Raw genomic sequence first — 14,340 nt, forward strand, 5'->3', positions numbered from 1 at the left:
GGGCTCTGGTCGTCCACGTCGGTGATCAGTGCGCGCAGCAGGCGGACTGCCGGGTCGGGGTCGTCGGCCGGGCGCGGGCGCCCGCAGTCGGGCTCGGCGGAGGCGGCGGCCTCGGGACCGGATTCGGCGGGGCAGGCGTCTTCAGGCTCGGCCGTGGGGGCCGCAGCCTCGGCGGCCGGGGAGCGGGGAGCGGAGCCGGCAGCGCGCCGGGCCGCCAGCGAGTCGATGATCGCGTCCGTGCGGCGAACGGCGTTGAGGTCCGCCGGCAGGCCGGCGACCGCCTGCGGCGGGCTCGCCGGCGCGGGGGAACCGCCGGGGGTCGAAGGCTCGGCCGGATCCGGGGCGCCCCGCAAGCCAGTGAAGGGGCCGCGCTCCGTCAAGCGATCGACTCCTCTCTGGCCATCGCCCGAAGCCGGGCCAGAGCCCGGTGCTGCGCGACCCGTACGGCCCCCGCGGACATGCCCAGTACATTACCGGTCTCCTCGGCAGACAGGCCCGCCACCACCCGCAGCAGCACCAGCTCGCGCTGGTGCTCGGGGAGGCGCGTCAGCAGGTCGCGGGCACGCTGCGCCTCGATGTAGCGCACCACCGTCTCCTCGGGCCCCGGACGGTCGTCCGGGCCGTCCGGCAGGTCCTCGGTCGGCACCGCGGCGCGGACGGCGCTGCGCAGCGCGTCGGCGATCTTGTGGGAGGCGATGCCGAAGACGAAGGACGCGAAGGGGCGGCCCATGTCCCGGTAGCGGGGCAGGGCCGAAAGGACGGCGATGCAGACCTCCTGGGCGACGTCGTCCGCGATGTGGTACTGCCCGGAGACCCGTCCGAGACGGGCCCGGCAGTACCGGACGATCATCGGCCGCACCTCGGCGATGAGGACCTCGATGGCCCCGGGGTCGCCCTGGACGGCGAGGCTGGTCAGCTCTCGGAGGTCACCGTCCGCCGCTTTCGCCGCGCGCAGAACCCTTATCCCACGGCCGGTGTCGTGGGGTATCGGAGGGGCGAGCCCTCCCGAGGGTTCGGCGGCGCTCGCGGTCATGGTCCCGGCGTAGCATCCCTCGGTCACGTCAAGCATGATGCCCAGCGCGCCCGGGCGTGTCTCCACCGTGCTCTACAACGGAATGGTCACAGTGCTGGAGCATCCCTGGGGATACTACGCGGGGTAGCTGATCCACTTCGGCACGTTTCCGTTTTTCTTCCGTCCCACACCCGACGATGAGTCGGAAACAGCTCATAGATCAACAGACAGCATATTGAGCATCAAAAGGCAAGACCCCCGCCCGGACGGGCGGGGGTCTGCCGATGCGCTCCGGAGTCGCGGACGGGCTCCGGATCAGTGGCCGTGGCCGTGCCCGTGGCCGTGACCGCCGCCGGCGGCCTCCTCGGCCTCCTCCGGCTTGTCGACCACGAGCGCCTCGGTCGTGAGCAGCATGCCCGCGATCGAGGCGGCGTTGGTGACCGCGGAACGGGTGACCTTCACCGGGTCGATGACGCCCTGCGCGACCAGGTCGCCGTACTCGTCGGTGGCGGCGTTGTAGCCGTGGCCCGGCTGCAGCGCGCGCACCTTGGAGACGACGACGTAGCCCTCCTGGCCGGCGTTCTCGGAGATCCAGCGCAGCGGCTCGTCCAGCGCGCGGCGGACGGCCTCGGCGCCGGTCGCCTCGTCGCCGGACAGGCCGAGGGTGTCGAAGCCCTCCTTGGCGACGTGCACCAGGGCGGCGCCGCCGCCGGCGACGATGCCCTCCTCGATCGCCGCGCGGGTCGCCGAGATGGCGTCCTCCAGGCGGTGCTTCTTCTCCTTCAGCTCCACCTCGGTGGCGGCGCCGACGCGCAGCACGCAGACGCCCCCGGCCAGCTTGGCCAGGCGCTCCTGCAGCTTCTCCCGGTCCCAGTCGGAGTCGGAGTTCTCGATCTCGACCTTGATCTGGTTGATCCGGGCGGTGATGTCGTCCGCGGCGCCCTCACCGTCGACGATGGTGGTGGCGTCCTTGGTGACGGTGATGCGGCGGGCGCGGCCGAGGTCCTCCAGGCCGATGGAGTCGAGCTTGAGACCGATGGCCTCGCTGACGACCTGGCCGCCGGTGAGGGTGGCCATGTCGCCCAGCATCGCCTTGCGGCGGTCGCCGAAGCCAGGCGCCTTCACCCCGACGGAGGTGAACGTGCCGCGGATCTTGTTGGCGACGAGCAGGGCCAGGGCCTCGCCCTCGACGTCCTCGGCCACCACGAGCAGCGGCTTCTTGGTCTGGGCGACCTTCTCGGCCAGCGGCAGGAACTCCTGCACGTTGGAGATCTTGCCGTCCACGATGAGCACGTAGGCGTCCTCCAGGACGGCCTCCATGCGCTCGGGGTCGGTGACCATGTGCGGCGACAGGTAGCCCTTGTCGAACTGGAGGCCCTCGGTGAACTCCAGCTCGAGGCCCATCGTGTGGGCCTCCTCGACGGTGATGACGCCGTCCTTGCCGACCTTCTCGAACGCCTCCGCGATCAGCTCGCCGATCTGCGGGTCCTGCGCGGAGATGGTCGCGACGTGCGCGATCTCGTCCTTCTCGACGATCTCGCGGGCCGACTTGAGCAGCTGGTCGGACACGAACCGGGCGGCGGCGTCGATGCCGCGCTTGAGCGCGAGCGGCGACGCGCCGGCCGCCACGTTGCGGGTCCCCTCGCGGACCAGCGCCTGCGCGAGGACGGTCGCCGTGGTGGTGCCGTCGCCCGCGATGTCGTTGGTCTTGGTCGCCACTTCCTTGGCGAGCTGGGCCCCGAGGTTCTCGTAGGGGTCCTCCAGCTCCACCTCGCGGGCGATGGTGACGCCGTCGTTGGTGATCGTCGGCGCGCCGAACTTCTTGTCGATGACGACGTTGCGGCCGCGCGGGCCGATCGTCACCTTGACGGCGTCCGCGAGAGCGTTGACGCCGCGCTCAAGAGCCCGGCGAGCGTCCTCCTCGAACTCCAGGATCTTCGCCATGCGGATACTCCTCTTTACGCGATCCGCCCCGACCGGCCCGCCGAAGGCGGCGCCGACCGGGGCGGGTGCATCACGTTCTCGGTGATTACTTCTCGATGACCGCGAGCACGTCGCGGGCCGAGAGGACGAGGTACTCCTCGTTGTTGTACTTGACCTCGGTACCGCCGTACTTGCTGTAGAGCACGACCTCGCCGACCTTGACGTCGACGGGCACGCGCTCGCCCTTGTCGTCGACGCGGCCCGGGCCCACCGCGATGACGGTGCCCTCCTGGGGCTTCTCCTTCGCGGTGTCCGGGATCACCAGGCCCGACGCGGTGGTGGTCTCGGCCTCAAGCGGCTGGACGACGATACGGTCCTCAAGCGGCTTGAGAACAACCTTGGTGGCGGTCGTCACGATCTGACCTCCCCTTCGATTGGTCCTCGGCCGGCCACAGGTGGGCCGGCCAGCACATGTGACAGAAGAGGCGACCCTGGACCGGCCTGTCGTCGCGGGTGCCAGACCGACCTTCGTCGCTGTTGTTGGCACTCTCCCTCGGAGAGTGCCAGTCATGGAGACTATGCCGTGCCCGGTAAGCAGTCAACACGGACACGGACACGCCCGGCAGCCGTCCGCCCGCGTTCACCGCAGGCTAACTTCACATGCCGTCAACTGGCCGAACAGGGGGCGCCGGTCGTCTCCTCGCGGGCGCCGCTAACGTCCCCGCATGGACATCGCGTCGTTCCGGGCCCTGCTCGGCCCGTCCGGTCAGGCGCTGCTCGGCGAGGCGGCGGGCCTGGACGTGAGCGAGGACGGTCTGCTCGCGGCGGCGTCCCGGCTCCGCGAACGGCACGATCCGGCGCTCGTCGCCGCCGCGCTCACGCAGGTGCGGCTGCGCATGCGTGCGCGGGCGAAGTTCGGCGACGACGCCGAGCGCATGTACTTCACCCAGGCGGGGCTGGAGCAGTCGACACGGGCGAGCGTAGCGACGCATCGCGCGCGACGGTTCGCTGACCGTCTGCCTGGCGCGCGCGTGCTGGAACTGGGGTGCGGGATAGGCGCCGACCTCATCGCACGCGCGCGCTTGGGGCTCGGCGGGGAGGGTGTGGAACTCGACCCGTTGACGGCTGAGGTGGCGCTGGCGAACGTGGCCTCCCTTGGTCTGAACGGCCTTGTTTCTGTGCGCGTGGGTGATGCGACCAAGGAAGAGGCGAGCGGGTTCGATGCCGTCTTCGCCGATCCTGGACGGCGTACCGCACGAGGGAGAGTTTTCGATCCTCGCGCGTATGAGCCGCCGCTGGACGTCGTCCTGGACAAGGCCGACCAGGCACCGGGGGCGTGTGTGAAGGTCGCCCCTGGCATTCCGCACGAGGCCGTCCCGGACGGGGCAGAAGCAGAGTGGGTCTCCGTGGGGGGAGACGTTAAGGAAGCGGCCCTGTGGCTTGGCGGCTTCGCTGGGGACGTCGGTCGGCGAGCCACTCTGCTTCCGTCCGATGCCGATTCCGATGGGCGGGTGTGGACGCTTACTCCACAGGGGGTGGAGGAACCGGACGTTCGCGCCTGGGGTCGTTATCTGTACGAGCCTGATGGGGCCGTGATCCGCGCCCATCTCGTCGGTGAGGTCGCGGCGCTGGTCGGCGGCGGGCTCGCGGATCCGCGGATCGCGTACGTCACGTCCGACGAGCTGCGTCCGACGCCGTTCGCGTCCGCGTACGAGATAGAGGACGTGCTGCCGTTCTCCGTCAAGCGCCTGCGCGCGGAGGTGCGGCGGCGAGGCGTCGGCGTGCTCACCGTGAAGAAGCGCGGCTCGGCGGTCGACGTCGACCGGCTGCGCCGCGACCTGGGCTTCGGCGGGCGCCGCACCACGCCGCGCGGTCCGGCGGCGGAGGGGTTGACGCTGGTGGTGACCCGCGTGGGGCGGGAGCCCGTCGCCCTCCTCACGCATCCCGTCCGGTGACCGGGACCCGCCCGGAGCGGTGGGCGGCGGCGATCGAGTCCAAAAATCTTCCCACCGTCCGGTCGCGCCAAGCGACAGCGGGCGACGCGCCACGTCCGGGCAAATCATCGTCCCTTTCCGGTATCGCTTCACCGGTGATTGCGGGCGCCCGGCAAGGCCGTAACACCGCATGCAAATCGACGCGCCGGGATGGGTCGGCCGGAAAACACCACGTCGGGTTCGGCGGCGAGGGCTTCGCCCGCCCCTAATGCACCGCGGAAATGGCCCGAAGCCGCCGGACCGGTATGACGTTCCGCTGACGCGTGTCGCCGGGGCCGTGCGCGGGTGCCGTCCGCCAACTGCCCATGTCGGACGAGATGTACGGACAGAACACCGGCCCGAGACGGCGCCCACCGGGCCCGGCCACCTCACTCATCACCACAATCGGCGCGATAGCCGCAAAGCGGAAAAATGCCTAGCAGCCGGAGAACTCTCACTATTCGCCCCAGCCGGGTAACAGGCACATTACACAGAACTCACAATGTTCTCTGCTCCCCGTTATAGGGACCCCCCGTAAGCACTACAGTGGCGTCTCCAGAGATTCATTGCCGTGCGTCATTTCGTCGCGCCGGCACACGAAGGAGCATCGGGTGGAAACGAATCACAACTTCCTGCAGACGGGGGGTCAACCGGTCTCGGATCGGATGCGGGAGTTGCTCGCCCGTGCGGCGCAGGACCACGTCTATGAACAGCGCTCACAGGGTCAGGTCCTCGACGAGATTCGGCAGCGGCTCGAAGGGATGGAGTGGCTGCTCCGCGAGGTCCGCGAGCGGGAGCTGAGCGGGCTGACCGGGCAGCTCGACAGCGTCCGCGGCCAGATGGACGAGATGGCGGGCAAGCCCCCGGAGTGGTTCGAGGGGCTGGCCGAGCACCTCGAGGCGTTCGGCGAGCGGGTCAAACCCGTCGCCGAGCTGCCCGCGCTGTGGGCCGACGTCGGCGTCGTCGCCGAGAACGTCGACGAGGGCCTGTCCCGCATCCAGGCCGTCCTCGACTCCGCGCAGCAGATCACCGACGCCACGCAGCAGGCGTCGCAGCGCATGGACGAGATGACCAAGCGGCTCGACAAGCTCCAGGGCAGCATGGAGGCCGCGTCCGTCCGGTTCAACCGGCTCGACAAGTCGCTGGCGGAGCTCGGCCACCGGTCCGAGCGGCTCGAGCACTCGATCAACGCCGTCACGGCGCGGGTCGACCAGGCGCTCGGCGAGATGGCCGAGCGGATGGAGCAGGGCCTTGAGGCGGTCAACGGCCGGGTCGAGGGCGTCGGCGGCCGGCTCGACGGGCTCGACGGGCGGCTGGACGGCGTCGACGGCCGCCTCGAAGGGGTGTCCGGCAAGCTGGAGGGCCTGGACGGCAGGTTCGAGGGCATCGACGGCCGCATCGACGGCGTCGGCGAGCGGATCACCCGGCTCCCCGCCACGCTGGAGATCGCCGAGGTGCACCGGCTGCTGGGCGAGCTCGTGCAGCGCCCCCCGGCCGACCACGGCGACCGCTTCGACGCGCTGGAGAAGCACCTCGCCGAGGCCGTCGTCCCGCTCGCCGAGGAGCTGCGGGCCCGGCCGGACCGCGACGAGATCAGGGCGTCCATCGCGCAGATCGCCGAGGCGGCCTACGGCGACGTCGCCAAGCGCATGGACGAGTTCTCCCGCCGGTTCGAGGACGTGCACGACGACGTCCGCAAGCGCGTCGAGGGCATCCACGACGACGTCGCCAAGCGGGTCGACGGGGCGCTGGAGGAGTTCACCACGCAGGTCGAGATCGTGTCCCGCCGCGTCGAGTCGGTGCACGCCGATGTGACCAAGCAGGTCGAGTCCGTCCACACCGAGGTGTCGCGGCAGGTCAGCGGCGTCCACGACGACTTCGGCAAGCGGATCGGCGACATCCACGCCGACGTCACGCGGCAGGTCGGCGCCATCCACGAGGACGTCGCCAAGCAGGTCGGCAACATGCAGGAGGACGTCACCCGGCACGTCGGGGGCGTCCACGAGGAGCTGGCGCGGCGCGTGGAGGGCATGCAGGACGAGGCCGTCCGCCGCGCCGACGCCGCGCAGGCCGATTTCGCCAAGCGCTTCACCGCCGTCGAGGACAAGGTCGGCCGGAAGGTCGACGGCGTCCACGACGAGGTCTCCAAGCAGGTCAGCGCCGTGCACGAGGACGTGCTGAAGCGCCTGTCCAACCTGGAGGAGACGATGCTGGCCCTCGCCGAGGCGCTCCTGCGGCCCCGCCGCGAGGCCAAGGACTGACCGGCCGCCGCATCGGCATCGATCGGGTGGGGACGCCAGTGGCGGCCCCACCCGATCTATTGCAATTCCCATCAGGCCCGCTCTCGGTGGTATTCGGATACCCACCGGAATCCGCGACGTTTGTCCGGCCAACCGCCGTAATGACCGGAGGTGCTCCGCCAAAGCACCGCGATGACGTGCATCTTGTTACGTTCCGTCTTCGCAAAATCACTCCCAATACCCTTCGGAATCCGTTTTCATGGATCAGGTGACTCGCACACCGGCTGCCGTCCTGCCGACCGGCGCTCCACCCGGCCACGCCACCCTGCGCTGGGTCGAGGAGTGTCTCGGCAAGGGCGCCGAGGTCCGCATGGTGCGGCCGCTCGCGGGCGGCACCGCGCACGCCAACCACGCCCTCCTGGTGGAGAGCCGCTCCGGCAGCGCGCACCGGCTCGTCCTGCGCCGCTGGACGTCCAGCGAACCCGTCACCGCGCGCCGCCCGCACGGCTCCGAGTTCTCCCCCGAGCGCGAGATCGCCGCGCTCGCGCTCCTCGCCGCGTGCGAGATCCCGACCCCGGCGCTCGTCGCCGCCGACCCCGCCGGGGCGTACTGCGACGTCCCCGCGCTGCTCATCACCCGGCTGACCGGCCACCCGCCGCGCCCGTCCCCCGACGACCTGCCCGAGTACCTCATCCAGCTGGCGGCGGCGCTGCTGTCGGTGCACACGCTGAACGGCGCGTCCACGATGCCGCCGTACGTCCCCTACAACCGGCTCGACGAGCGGTGCCCGCCGAAGCACGCGCACCGCCCCGAGCTGTGGGAGCGCGCCTACGAGGTCGCGGCCCGGCCCGCGCCGGAGGCGCCCGTCCGGTTCATCCACCGCGACTACCACGCCGACAACACGCTCTGGTCCTACGGCAAGCTCACCGGGGTCGTCGACTGGTCGGACGCCTCGTCCGGGCCCATCGCCGTCGACATCGCCCACATGCGCCGCGGGCTCGCCCTCCGCTACGGGCCCGCCGTCGCCGACCGCTTCCTGTCCGCGTTCGACCAGGTCTCCGGCGGCCACCCGCACGACCCGTACTGGGACGTCCGCAGCCTCCTCGACCTCCTGCCCGAGGACGACACGCGCGTCATCGACGAGGCCCAGGTGCCCCTCTACGAGGACTACCTCTCCAAACTCCTCTCCGACTGCTGACCGCTGAGGTCAGAGCAGGTCAGAGCAGGTCAGAGCAGGACGGAGTCGATCGGGAGGCTCGAATCGGCGGGGAGCTCCAGGTCGGACGGCGACGCCCCGGCGGCCAGCAGTTCCGAGCCGAGGGCGGCGACCATGGCGCCGTTGTCGGTGCAGAGCTTCGGGCGCGGGACGCGCAGCCGCACCCCGGCCCGCTCGCAGCGTTCCGCCGCGAGGGCCCGCAGCCGCGAGTTCGCCGCGACGCCGCCGCCGATCAGCAGGTCGTGGACGCCGTTGTCCTTGCAGACCTTCAGCGCCTTCTGCGTCAGGACGTCCACGACGGCCTCCTGGAAGGACGCCGCCACGTCCGCGACCGGCACCGGCTCACCGGCCAGCTCCTTGGCCTCCACCCAGCGCGCGACCGCCGTCTTCAGGCCGGAGAACGAGAAGTCGTAGGTGCCGTCGTTGTACTTGCCGCGCGGGAACGCGATCGCGGCCGGGTCGCCGTCGCGGGCCATCCGGTCGATGACCGGCCCGCCCGGGAAGCCGAGGTCGAGGACGCGCGCGACCTTGTCGAACGCCTCGCCGGCGGCGTCGTCCACCGTGGTGCCGAGGGAGCGGACGTCGCCCGCCACGTCCGGCACCAGCAGCAGCGACGAGTGCCCGCCGGACACCAGCAGCGCCACGCACGGCTTCGGCAGCGGGCCGTGTTCGAGCTGGTCGACGCACACGTGCGCGGCCAGGTGGTTGACGCCGTACAGCGGCTTGCCCAGCGACAGCGCGTACGCCTTGGCGGCGGCGACGCCGACCATCAGCGCGCCGGGCAGGCCGGGCCCGGCCGTCACCGCGAACGCGTCGACGTCGGTGAACGCCACGCCCGCGTCGGCGAGGGCCCGCTCGACCGTCGGGGCCATCGCCTCCAGGTGGGCGCGGGACGCGACCTCGGGCACCACGCCGCCGAACCGGGCGTGCTCGTCGACGCTGGACGCGATCGCGTCCGCGAGGAGGGTGTGGCCGCGCACGATCCCGATGCCGGTCTCGTCGCAGGACGTCTCGATGCCGAGCACCAGCGGCTCGTCAGGAATCACGTGTTCTCCCTGGTGAAGCCCATGGGCGGACGTTCGCGGAGCGTGCGGCACATGACGATCGCGTCCACGTCGGAGGGCTGGTAGTAGCGCTTGCGGATGCCGACCTCGTCGAAGCCGAACCGCTCGTAGAGGCGGCGCGCGGCGGCGTTGTCGGCGCGGACCTCCAGGAACACCGCCTCGCTGTTGCGGCGGGCGGCCTCGTCCAGCAGTTCGGTGAGCAGCGCGGCGCCGACGCCCGATTTGCGCTGGTCGGCGCGGACGCCGATGGTCTGCACGTCGGCCTGCCCGCCCGCCGCGGCGAGGCCCGCGTAGCCGACGATCTCGCCGCCGGGCGCCTCCGCGACGACGTAGTGGCGCGTCCGCGGCTGGTCGGCGAGCTCGCCGGCGATCATCTCCTCGCTCCACGCGTCCTCGGGGAACAGGGACTGTTCCAGCTCGTGGACGGTGGGGACGTCCGCGTCGGACATCGCCCGCAGGACGATCCCGCTCACGCCCGCGTCACCTTCTTGCGCGGGCCCGGCTCCTTCGCGTCCGGGCGGCGGAGGTAGAGGGGCTCGGGCGGCAGCAGCGCGGGGCCCTTCAGCCCGGCGAGGCGCGCGACGGTCAGCTCGGCGAGGGCACCGGCGGTGGGCAGCAGCGGCTGGTGGTCCGAATCGCCGAGGATCTCCGGGTACAGGGCGGCTCCTTCACCGACGACCTTCAGGCCGCCGGGCGCCCCGTCCAGGACGTCGGCGGGTGGGCCCACGGCAGGCTCGGTGGCGCGCGCGCGGAACGAGTGGTACCGCGCCCAGTAGACCTCTTTGCGACGGGCGTCCGTGGCGACGGCGAACGGCTCTTCCGAACCGGTGGCCCAGGCGATGATGTCCAGCGTGCAGATGCCGTGCACCGGGATGCTGAGCGCGCCGCCCATGGAACGGGCCGTGACCAGCCCGACGCGGAGCCCCGTGTAGGGGCCGGGCCCTACACCAACGGTGATCGCGCTGAGATCCTCCGGCGCGGCCCCCGCCTCCGCCATCACGCTCGCGATGGACGGGGTGAGAAGCTCGGTGTGCCTGCGCCGGTCGACCGCCTCGGCCGCGCCGCGCCGGACGGCGCCCTCCCCGGGTGTCCACTCGTACAGCGCCACGGTGATCGCGGCGGTCGCGGTGTCGAAAGCCAAGACCAGCACGGGTTGTAAGCCTACAGCCCAGCCCGCCATGACGCCTGCCAGGCGGCGGTCGTCAGGGACGGTCCATGCCCTGGATCACGGCCTTGGCCACGTCGACGGCGCCGCCCTTGGCGGTCTGCGACGGCAGCGGTTCGCCGTCGTCCGAGCCTGAGTAGTGGATGGTGATGAGGACGTTCCCCAGAAGCACGTTGCTGACCGCCTCGCCCGACCCTTGCCCCTTGTCGACGCTGTAGACGACGTACGCGTCGTCGCCGACGCCGGTGAGGCGGTTCTGGTCGGTGATCTCCTGGCCCGTGAGGACCGCCTTGCCGGTCTCGTCGGCGGTCCGCTCCGAGGTGAAGGTGGCGCGGGCGGCCTCCGTGGGCGTCCGGTTGCCGGTGCCGGGGATCGCGCGGAGCTCGATGATCAGCTGGCGCCTGGCGTCGCCGGTGTAGGCGCCCCACACGCACTGGCTCTGGCGGTCGTCGCCCTCGTTCCTGTCGGCCTCGGTGCGCTCGGCGCCCGGCGCGAGCCTGTCGACGAGGCCCTGGGCGACGCTCGCGCACGAGTCGGGGACGGCGGTGCGCTCGCCATAGGGGGACGGGCCGCTCTCGGTGGCGCTGCCGACGGCCCGGCCGCCGCCCGGGTCGCCGCCCGAGCCGACGCCCGTCAGGACGGCGAACACGGCGAGCAGGCAGATGCCGACCCCGGCCCCGACGGAGCCGAGGATGACGGCCCACCGCCAGCCGTTCCGGCGGCGCCGCGCGCGGGCGGCGCGACGGCCGCCGGGTTGGTGACCCCTGGGGTGGCCCCCGCTGCCAGGACGGTACGTCCCGGGGTGGTGGGGGCCCGTTTCGGTGCGGTACGTCCGGTCGCCGGGCGCCGGATGGCGGCGCGGGTCACGGCCGGGCCGGCGCGGGTCCTCGCCCGCCCCTCCCGTGCCGCGGTCACCGCCGCCGCGATGGCTGCCACTCACCGGATACCACTCCCGCTGCGAGAATCGATATGTCGCGAACGCGAGGTTCGTTCCGGCAAAGAATACGACATGCCACCGTAAAGTGGCCCTGCCCGCCAGGTAAAGGCTGGAAGTGGCCTGAAGGGGTCAGCCTGCCGGCAGTTCCAGGTCTGACCAGCGAGGACCCACCCCGGCGAGCCTTACTTCGCGTCCCTCTCCGGGACCGTTCCCGCGCGCGATGGTCAATTCCAGGCGATCTTCTGCAAGGCCCTCCGCGAGCCCTTCTCCCCATTCCACGACCGTCACCGATTCCTCGACCGAGGCGTCAAGATCGAGATCGTCCAGCTCCGCGAAACCGCCCAGCCGGTAGGCGTCCACGTGCACCAGCGGCGGCCCGCCGGCCAGCGACGGATGCACCCGCGCGATGACGAACGTCGGGGAGGTGATCGGGCCGCGCACCTTCAGGCCCTCGCCGATGCCCTGCGTCAGCGTCGTCTTGCCCGCGCCGAGATGGCCCGTCATGACGAGCAGGTCGCCCGGGCGCAGCAGGCCCGCCAGGCGGACGCCGAGCTCGTGCATGTCCTCCGCCGTGGGGACGGTGACCGTGATCGCGTTCACGCGGTGCGCTCCTCCTCGTACTCCGGCCGGACGCGGTCGATCAGCCGGCGCAGCCCGCCGGTCACCACGCCCGGATACTCCAGCGGCAGCACGTGCCCGGCCTCCGCCACCTCTACCAGCTCCGCGTCCGGCAGCGCGTCGGCGATGCGGCGCGAGTGCCCGGCGGGGGTGAGCCTGTCCTGCCCGCCCGCGAGGACCAGGGTCGGGACGCGTCCGAGGACACCCAGGCAGGCGATCTTGTCATGCGCCATCAGCGCCGGATAGAACTCCGCGATCACGTCGATCGGCGTCGCCCTGATCATCTCCTCCAGGAAGCCGACGACGGTCGGGCTCACCTGCTTGTCGGCGAACGCCATCTTCCGCGTCACGACGAACGCCAGGTCGGCGCCGAGCCCGCGGGCCCGCTCCACCAGCTCGGCGCGGCGGCCGAGACCGCGCAGCGTCCGCGGCGCCAGCGGCCGGACGACCTTCGCCAGCACCAGCGGCAGCCCCAGCGTCAGCTCCGCCATGTCCCCGCAGGAGGTGTTGACCAGCGCCACCCCGACGACCTGCCGCTTGAACATCTGGGGATGCCGGTCGGCCAGCGCCATGATCGACATGCCGCCCATGGAGTGCCCGGCGAGGATGACGGGCTGCTTGCGCCGGACGGTCGCCTTGATCACGGCGTGCAGGTCGTCGCCGGTCTGCTCGATCGTCGCGTTGCGGGGGTCGCCGCGCCCGGACCGGCCATGGCTGCGCTGGTCCCAGAACACCATCTGCAGGGAGCCTTGCAGGTCGCGGCGCTGGTAGTGCCAGGAGTCCTGGTTGAGGGTGTAGCCGTGGCTGAACACGATGGTGAGGTCGGCGTCGTCCGGGCCGTCCACCTCGACGTGCAGCGGGAGGCCGTCGCTCGCCTCGACGGTCAGCTCCCGGCCGCGCAGCTCGCCGAACGGCTCGCCGGCGTCCGGGTCGGGCCGCAGCCGCACCCGGCCGACCGCGACGCGGCGCAGGCCGACGGCCGCGCCCACCCCGGCCGCGCCGACACCGGCGACGGTGCCCGCGATGCCGATCCTGCGCCTGCTGCTGCCCATAACGCACGCGCCTCCTACAGCGCCCCTCCCGGGTACGCCCTCGGTACCCGGGACCCGATGCGGGTGACGATCTCATACGAGATCGTGCCCAGCGCGTCCGCCCACTCCTGCGCGGTCGGCTCGCCCCGGTCGCCCGGGCCGAACAAGATGATCTCATCGCCGGCCGCGAGTTGATCATCGCCGAGGTCGATGACGAACTGGTCCATGCAGACGCGCCCGGCGATCGTCCGGCGGGCGCCGCCCGCGAGGACCTGCAGCAGGTTCGACCCGTGCCGGGGAATTCCGTCGCCGTACCCGACCGGGACGACGGCGAGGGTCGTCTCCCGGTCGGTGTGGTAGGTGTGGCCGTACGACACGCCACTGCCTCCCGGGACCCGCTTGACCAGCGCCGCGTCCGCCACCAGCGTCATCGCGGGACGCAGCCCGAACGTGCCGAGCGCCGGTATGGGCGTCAGCCCGTACATGGCGATACCCGGACGGACCAGGTCGAACCTGGCCTCGGGCACCGTCAGCGCGCCCGCCGAGTTCGCCAGGTGCCGGACCTCGAACCGCGCCCCCGCCTTCTCCGCGTACGCCACCATCTCGGTGAACGCCCCGACCTGCGCCGCGATGGACGGGTGGCCCGGCTCGTCCGCGCAGGCGAAGTGCGACATGGCGCCCACCACGTGCACCCGCCCGGACGCCTCCGCCTTCAGGGCCGCGTCGACGAGCTCCTCCCAGTCACGGCCGCGCACCCCGCCGCGCGACATGCCCGTGTCGGCCTTCAGGTGGATGCGCGCGGCGCGTCCCGCCCGCTCCGCCGCCTGGACGACCTCCTCCAGCAGCCACAGGGCGCCGACGGTCAGGTCGACGTCCCGCGCGACGGCCTCCTCGTACGGCTCGCCGGGCACGCCCACGGACACCAGCGTCCGGACGGTGAAGCCCGCGTCCCGCAGCCGCAGCGCCTCGACCAGCTTCGCGACCCCCAGCCAGGAGGCGCCGCCCGCGAGCGCGGCCCCGGCGGCCTCGGCCAGGCCGTGCCCGTAGGCCTCGGCCTTGACCATGGCCATGACCTCGGCGCCACGCGCGCGCTCGCGCAGCAGCCCGACATTGCCGGCGATCGCCTCGAGATCAACGCGCGCCTCAGCAGGAACGTTCATG

Annotated in this window: 13 protein-coding genes and 1 pseudogene; 3 read left to right on the forward strand and 11 right to left on the reverse strand. The window is 71.9% G+C overall.

Annotation, left to right across the window (positions count from 1 at the left end; all coding sequences use genetic code 11):
* From E1264_RS02005 to groES, 4 genes and pseudogenes are all read right to left on the reverse strand, one after another.
* Window positions 1-380: pseudogene (locus E1264_RS02005) on the reverse strand (hypothetical protein); the annotation flags it as partial.
* A complete protein-coding gene (locus E1264_RS02010; protein WP_132169069.1) occupies window positions 377-964 on the reverse strand; it encodes a sigma-70 family RNA polymerase sigma factor in 588 nt (195 codons plus the stop codon). The gene E1264_RS02010 and the pseudogene E1264_RS02005, both read right to left, overlap by 4 nt.
* 363 nt (window positions 965-1,327) lie before the next feature.
* On the reverse strand, window positions 1,328-2,956 hold the full coding sequence (gene groL / locus E1264_RS02015) for a chaperonin GroEL (RefSeq protein ID WP_132168953.1): 1,629 nt from the start codon (window positions 2,954-2,956) through the stop codon (window positions 1,328-1,330).
* 85 nt (window positions 2,957-3,041) lie between these two features.
* Window positions 3,042-3,353, reverse strand: a complete 312-nt coding sequence (gene groES / locus E1264_RS02020; RefSeq protein ID WP_199487366.1) for a co-chaperone GroES — start codon at window positions 3,351-3,353, stop codon at window positions 3,042-3,044.
* A 307-nt stretch (window positions 3,354-3,660) separates the two neighbouring features.
* Here groES and E1264_RS02025 point away from each other — a divergent pair, with 307 nt between their 5' ends.
* The 3 genes from E1264_RS02025 to E1264_RS02035 all read left to right on the forward strand — a co-directional run bounded on the left by E1264_RS02025 (window position 3,661) and on the right by E1264_RS02035 (window position 8,346).
* The gene (locus E1264_RS02025) at window positions 3,661-4,890 is read left to right on the forward strand and encodes an SAM-dependent methyltransferase (RefSeq protein ID WP_132168955.1); all 1,230 of its coding nucleotides are present in this window, start codon (window positions 3,661-3,663) and stop codon (window positions 4,888-4,890) included.
* A gap of 629 nt (window positions 4,891-5,519) precedes the next feature.
* Entirely contained in the window at window positions 5,520-7,169 is a 1,650-nt protein-coding gene (locus E1264_RS02030) for an apolipoprotein A1/A4/E domain-containing protein (protein ID WP_132168957.1), read from the forward strand.
* Between the two features lie 238 nt (window positions 7,170-7,407).
* Window positions 7,408-8,346 (forward strand): aminoglycoside phosphotransferase family protein, encoded by a 939-nt coding sequence (locus E1264_RS02035; protein ID WP_132168959.1) that lies wholly within the window; start codon window positions 7,408-7,410, stop codon window positions 8,344-8,346.
* A gap of 29 nt (window positions 8,347-8,375) precedes the next feature.
* Here E1264_RS02035 and tsaD read toward each other — a convergent pair whose 3' ends face one another.
* From tsaD to alr, 7 genes are all read right to left on the reverse strand, one after another.
* Complete coding sequence (gene tsaD / locus E1264_RS02040; protein ID WP_243710699.1) at window positions 8,376-9,410, reverse strand: tRNA (adenosine(37)-N6)-threonylcarbamoyltransferase complex transferase subunit TsaD; 1,035 nt, start codon at window positions 9,408-9,410, stop codon at window positions 8,376-8,378.
* The gene (gene rimI, locus E1264_RS02045; protein WP_132169073.1) at window positions 9,407-9,877 is read right to left on the reverse strand and encodes a ribosomal protein S18-alanine N-acetyltransferase; all 471 of its coding nucleotides are present in this window, start codon (window positions 9,875-9,877) and stop codon (window positions 9,407-9,409) included. The genes tsaD and rimI overlap by 4 nt, the downstream gene beginning before the upstream one ends.
* A gap of 20 nt (window positions 9,878-9,897) precedes the next feature.
* Window positions 9,898-10,578, reverse strand: a complete 681-nt coding sequence (gene tsaB, locus E1264_RS02050) for a tRNA (adenosine(37)-N6)-threonylcarbamoyltransferase complex dimerization subunit type 1 TsaB (RefSeq protein WP_132168961.1) — start codon at window positions 10,576-10,578, stop codon at window positions 9,898-9,900.
* A gap of 52 nt (window positions 10,579-10,630) precedes the next feature.
* Entirely contained in the window at window positions 10,631-11,533 is a 903-nt protein-coding gene (locus E1264_RS02055; protein ID WP_132168963.1) for a hypothetical protein, read from the reverse strand.
* Between the two features lie 126 nt (window positions 11,534-11,659).
* Window positions 11,660-12,091, reverse strand: a complete 432-nt coding sequence (tsaE, locus tag E1264_RS02060) for a tRNA (adenosine(37)-N6)-threonylcarbamoyltransferase complex ATPase subunit type 1 TsaE (RefSeq protein WP_132169075.1) — start codon at window positions 12,089-12,091, stop codon at window positions 11,660-11,662.
* A gap of 35 nt (window positions 12,092-12,126) precedes the next feature.
* On the reverse strand, window positions 12,127-13,200 hold the full coding sequence (locus E1264_RS02065; protein ID WP_132168965.1) for an alpha/beta hydrolase: 1,074 nt from the start codon (window positions 13,198-13,200) through the stop codon (window positions 12,127-12,129).
* A gap of 14 nt (window positions 13,201-13,214) precedes the next feature.
* Window positions 13,215-14,339, reverse strand: a complete 1,125-nt coding sequence (gene alr / locus E1264_RS02070; RefSeq protein WP_132168967.1) for an alanine racemase — start codon at window positions 14,337-14,339, stop codon at window positions 13,215-13,217.
* Window position 14,340: the final 1 nt, after the last annotated feature.

Source organism: Actinomadura sp. KC216 (assembly GCF_004348535.1).
Classification (GTDB): Bacteria; Actinomycetota; Actinomycetes; order Streptosporangiales; family Streptosporangiaceae; genus Spirillospora.

Excerpts from the sequence above, each read along its gene's own strand:
- groL (WP_132168953.1), bottom strand. The coding sequence starts at position 2,956 with ATGGCGAAGATCCTGGAGTTCGAGGAGGACGCTCGCCGGGCTCTTGAG.
- E1264_RS02025 (WP_132168955.1), top strand. The coding sequence starts at position 3,661 with ATGGACATCGCGTCGTTCCGGGCCCTGCTCGGCCCGTCCGGTCAGGCG.
- E1264_RS02035 (WP_132168959.1), top strand. The coding sequence starts at position 7,408 with ATGGATCAGGTGACTCGCACACCGGCTGCCGTCCTGCCGACCGGCGCT.
- rimI (WP_132169073.1), bottom strand. The coding sequence starts at position 9,877 with ATGTCCGACGCGGACGTCCCCACCGTCCACGAGCTGGAACAGTCCCTG.
- tsaE (WP_132169075.1), bottom strand. The coding sequence starts at position 12,091 with ATGCACGAGCTCGGCGTCCGCCTGGCGGGCCTGCTGCGCCCGGGCGAC.
- E1264_RS02065 (WP_132168965.1), bottom strand. The coding sequence starts at position 13,200 with ATGGGCAGCAGCAGGCGCAGGATCGGCATCGCGGGCACCGTCGCCGGT.
- alr (WP_132168967.1), bottom strand. The coding sequence starts at position 14,339 with ATGAACGTTCCTGCTGAGGCGCGCGTTGATCTCGAGGCGATCGCCGGC.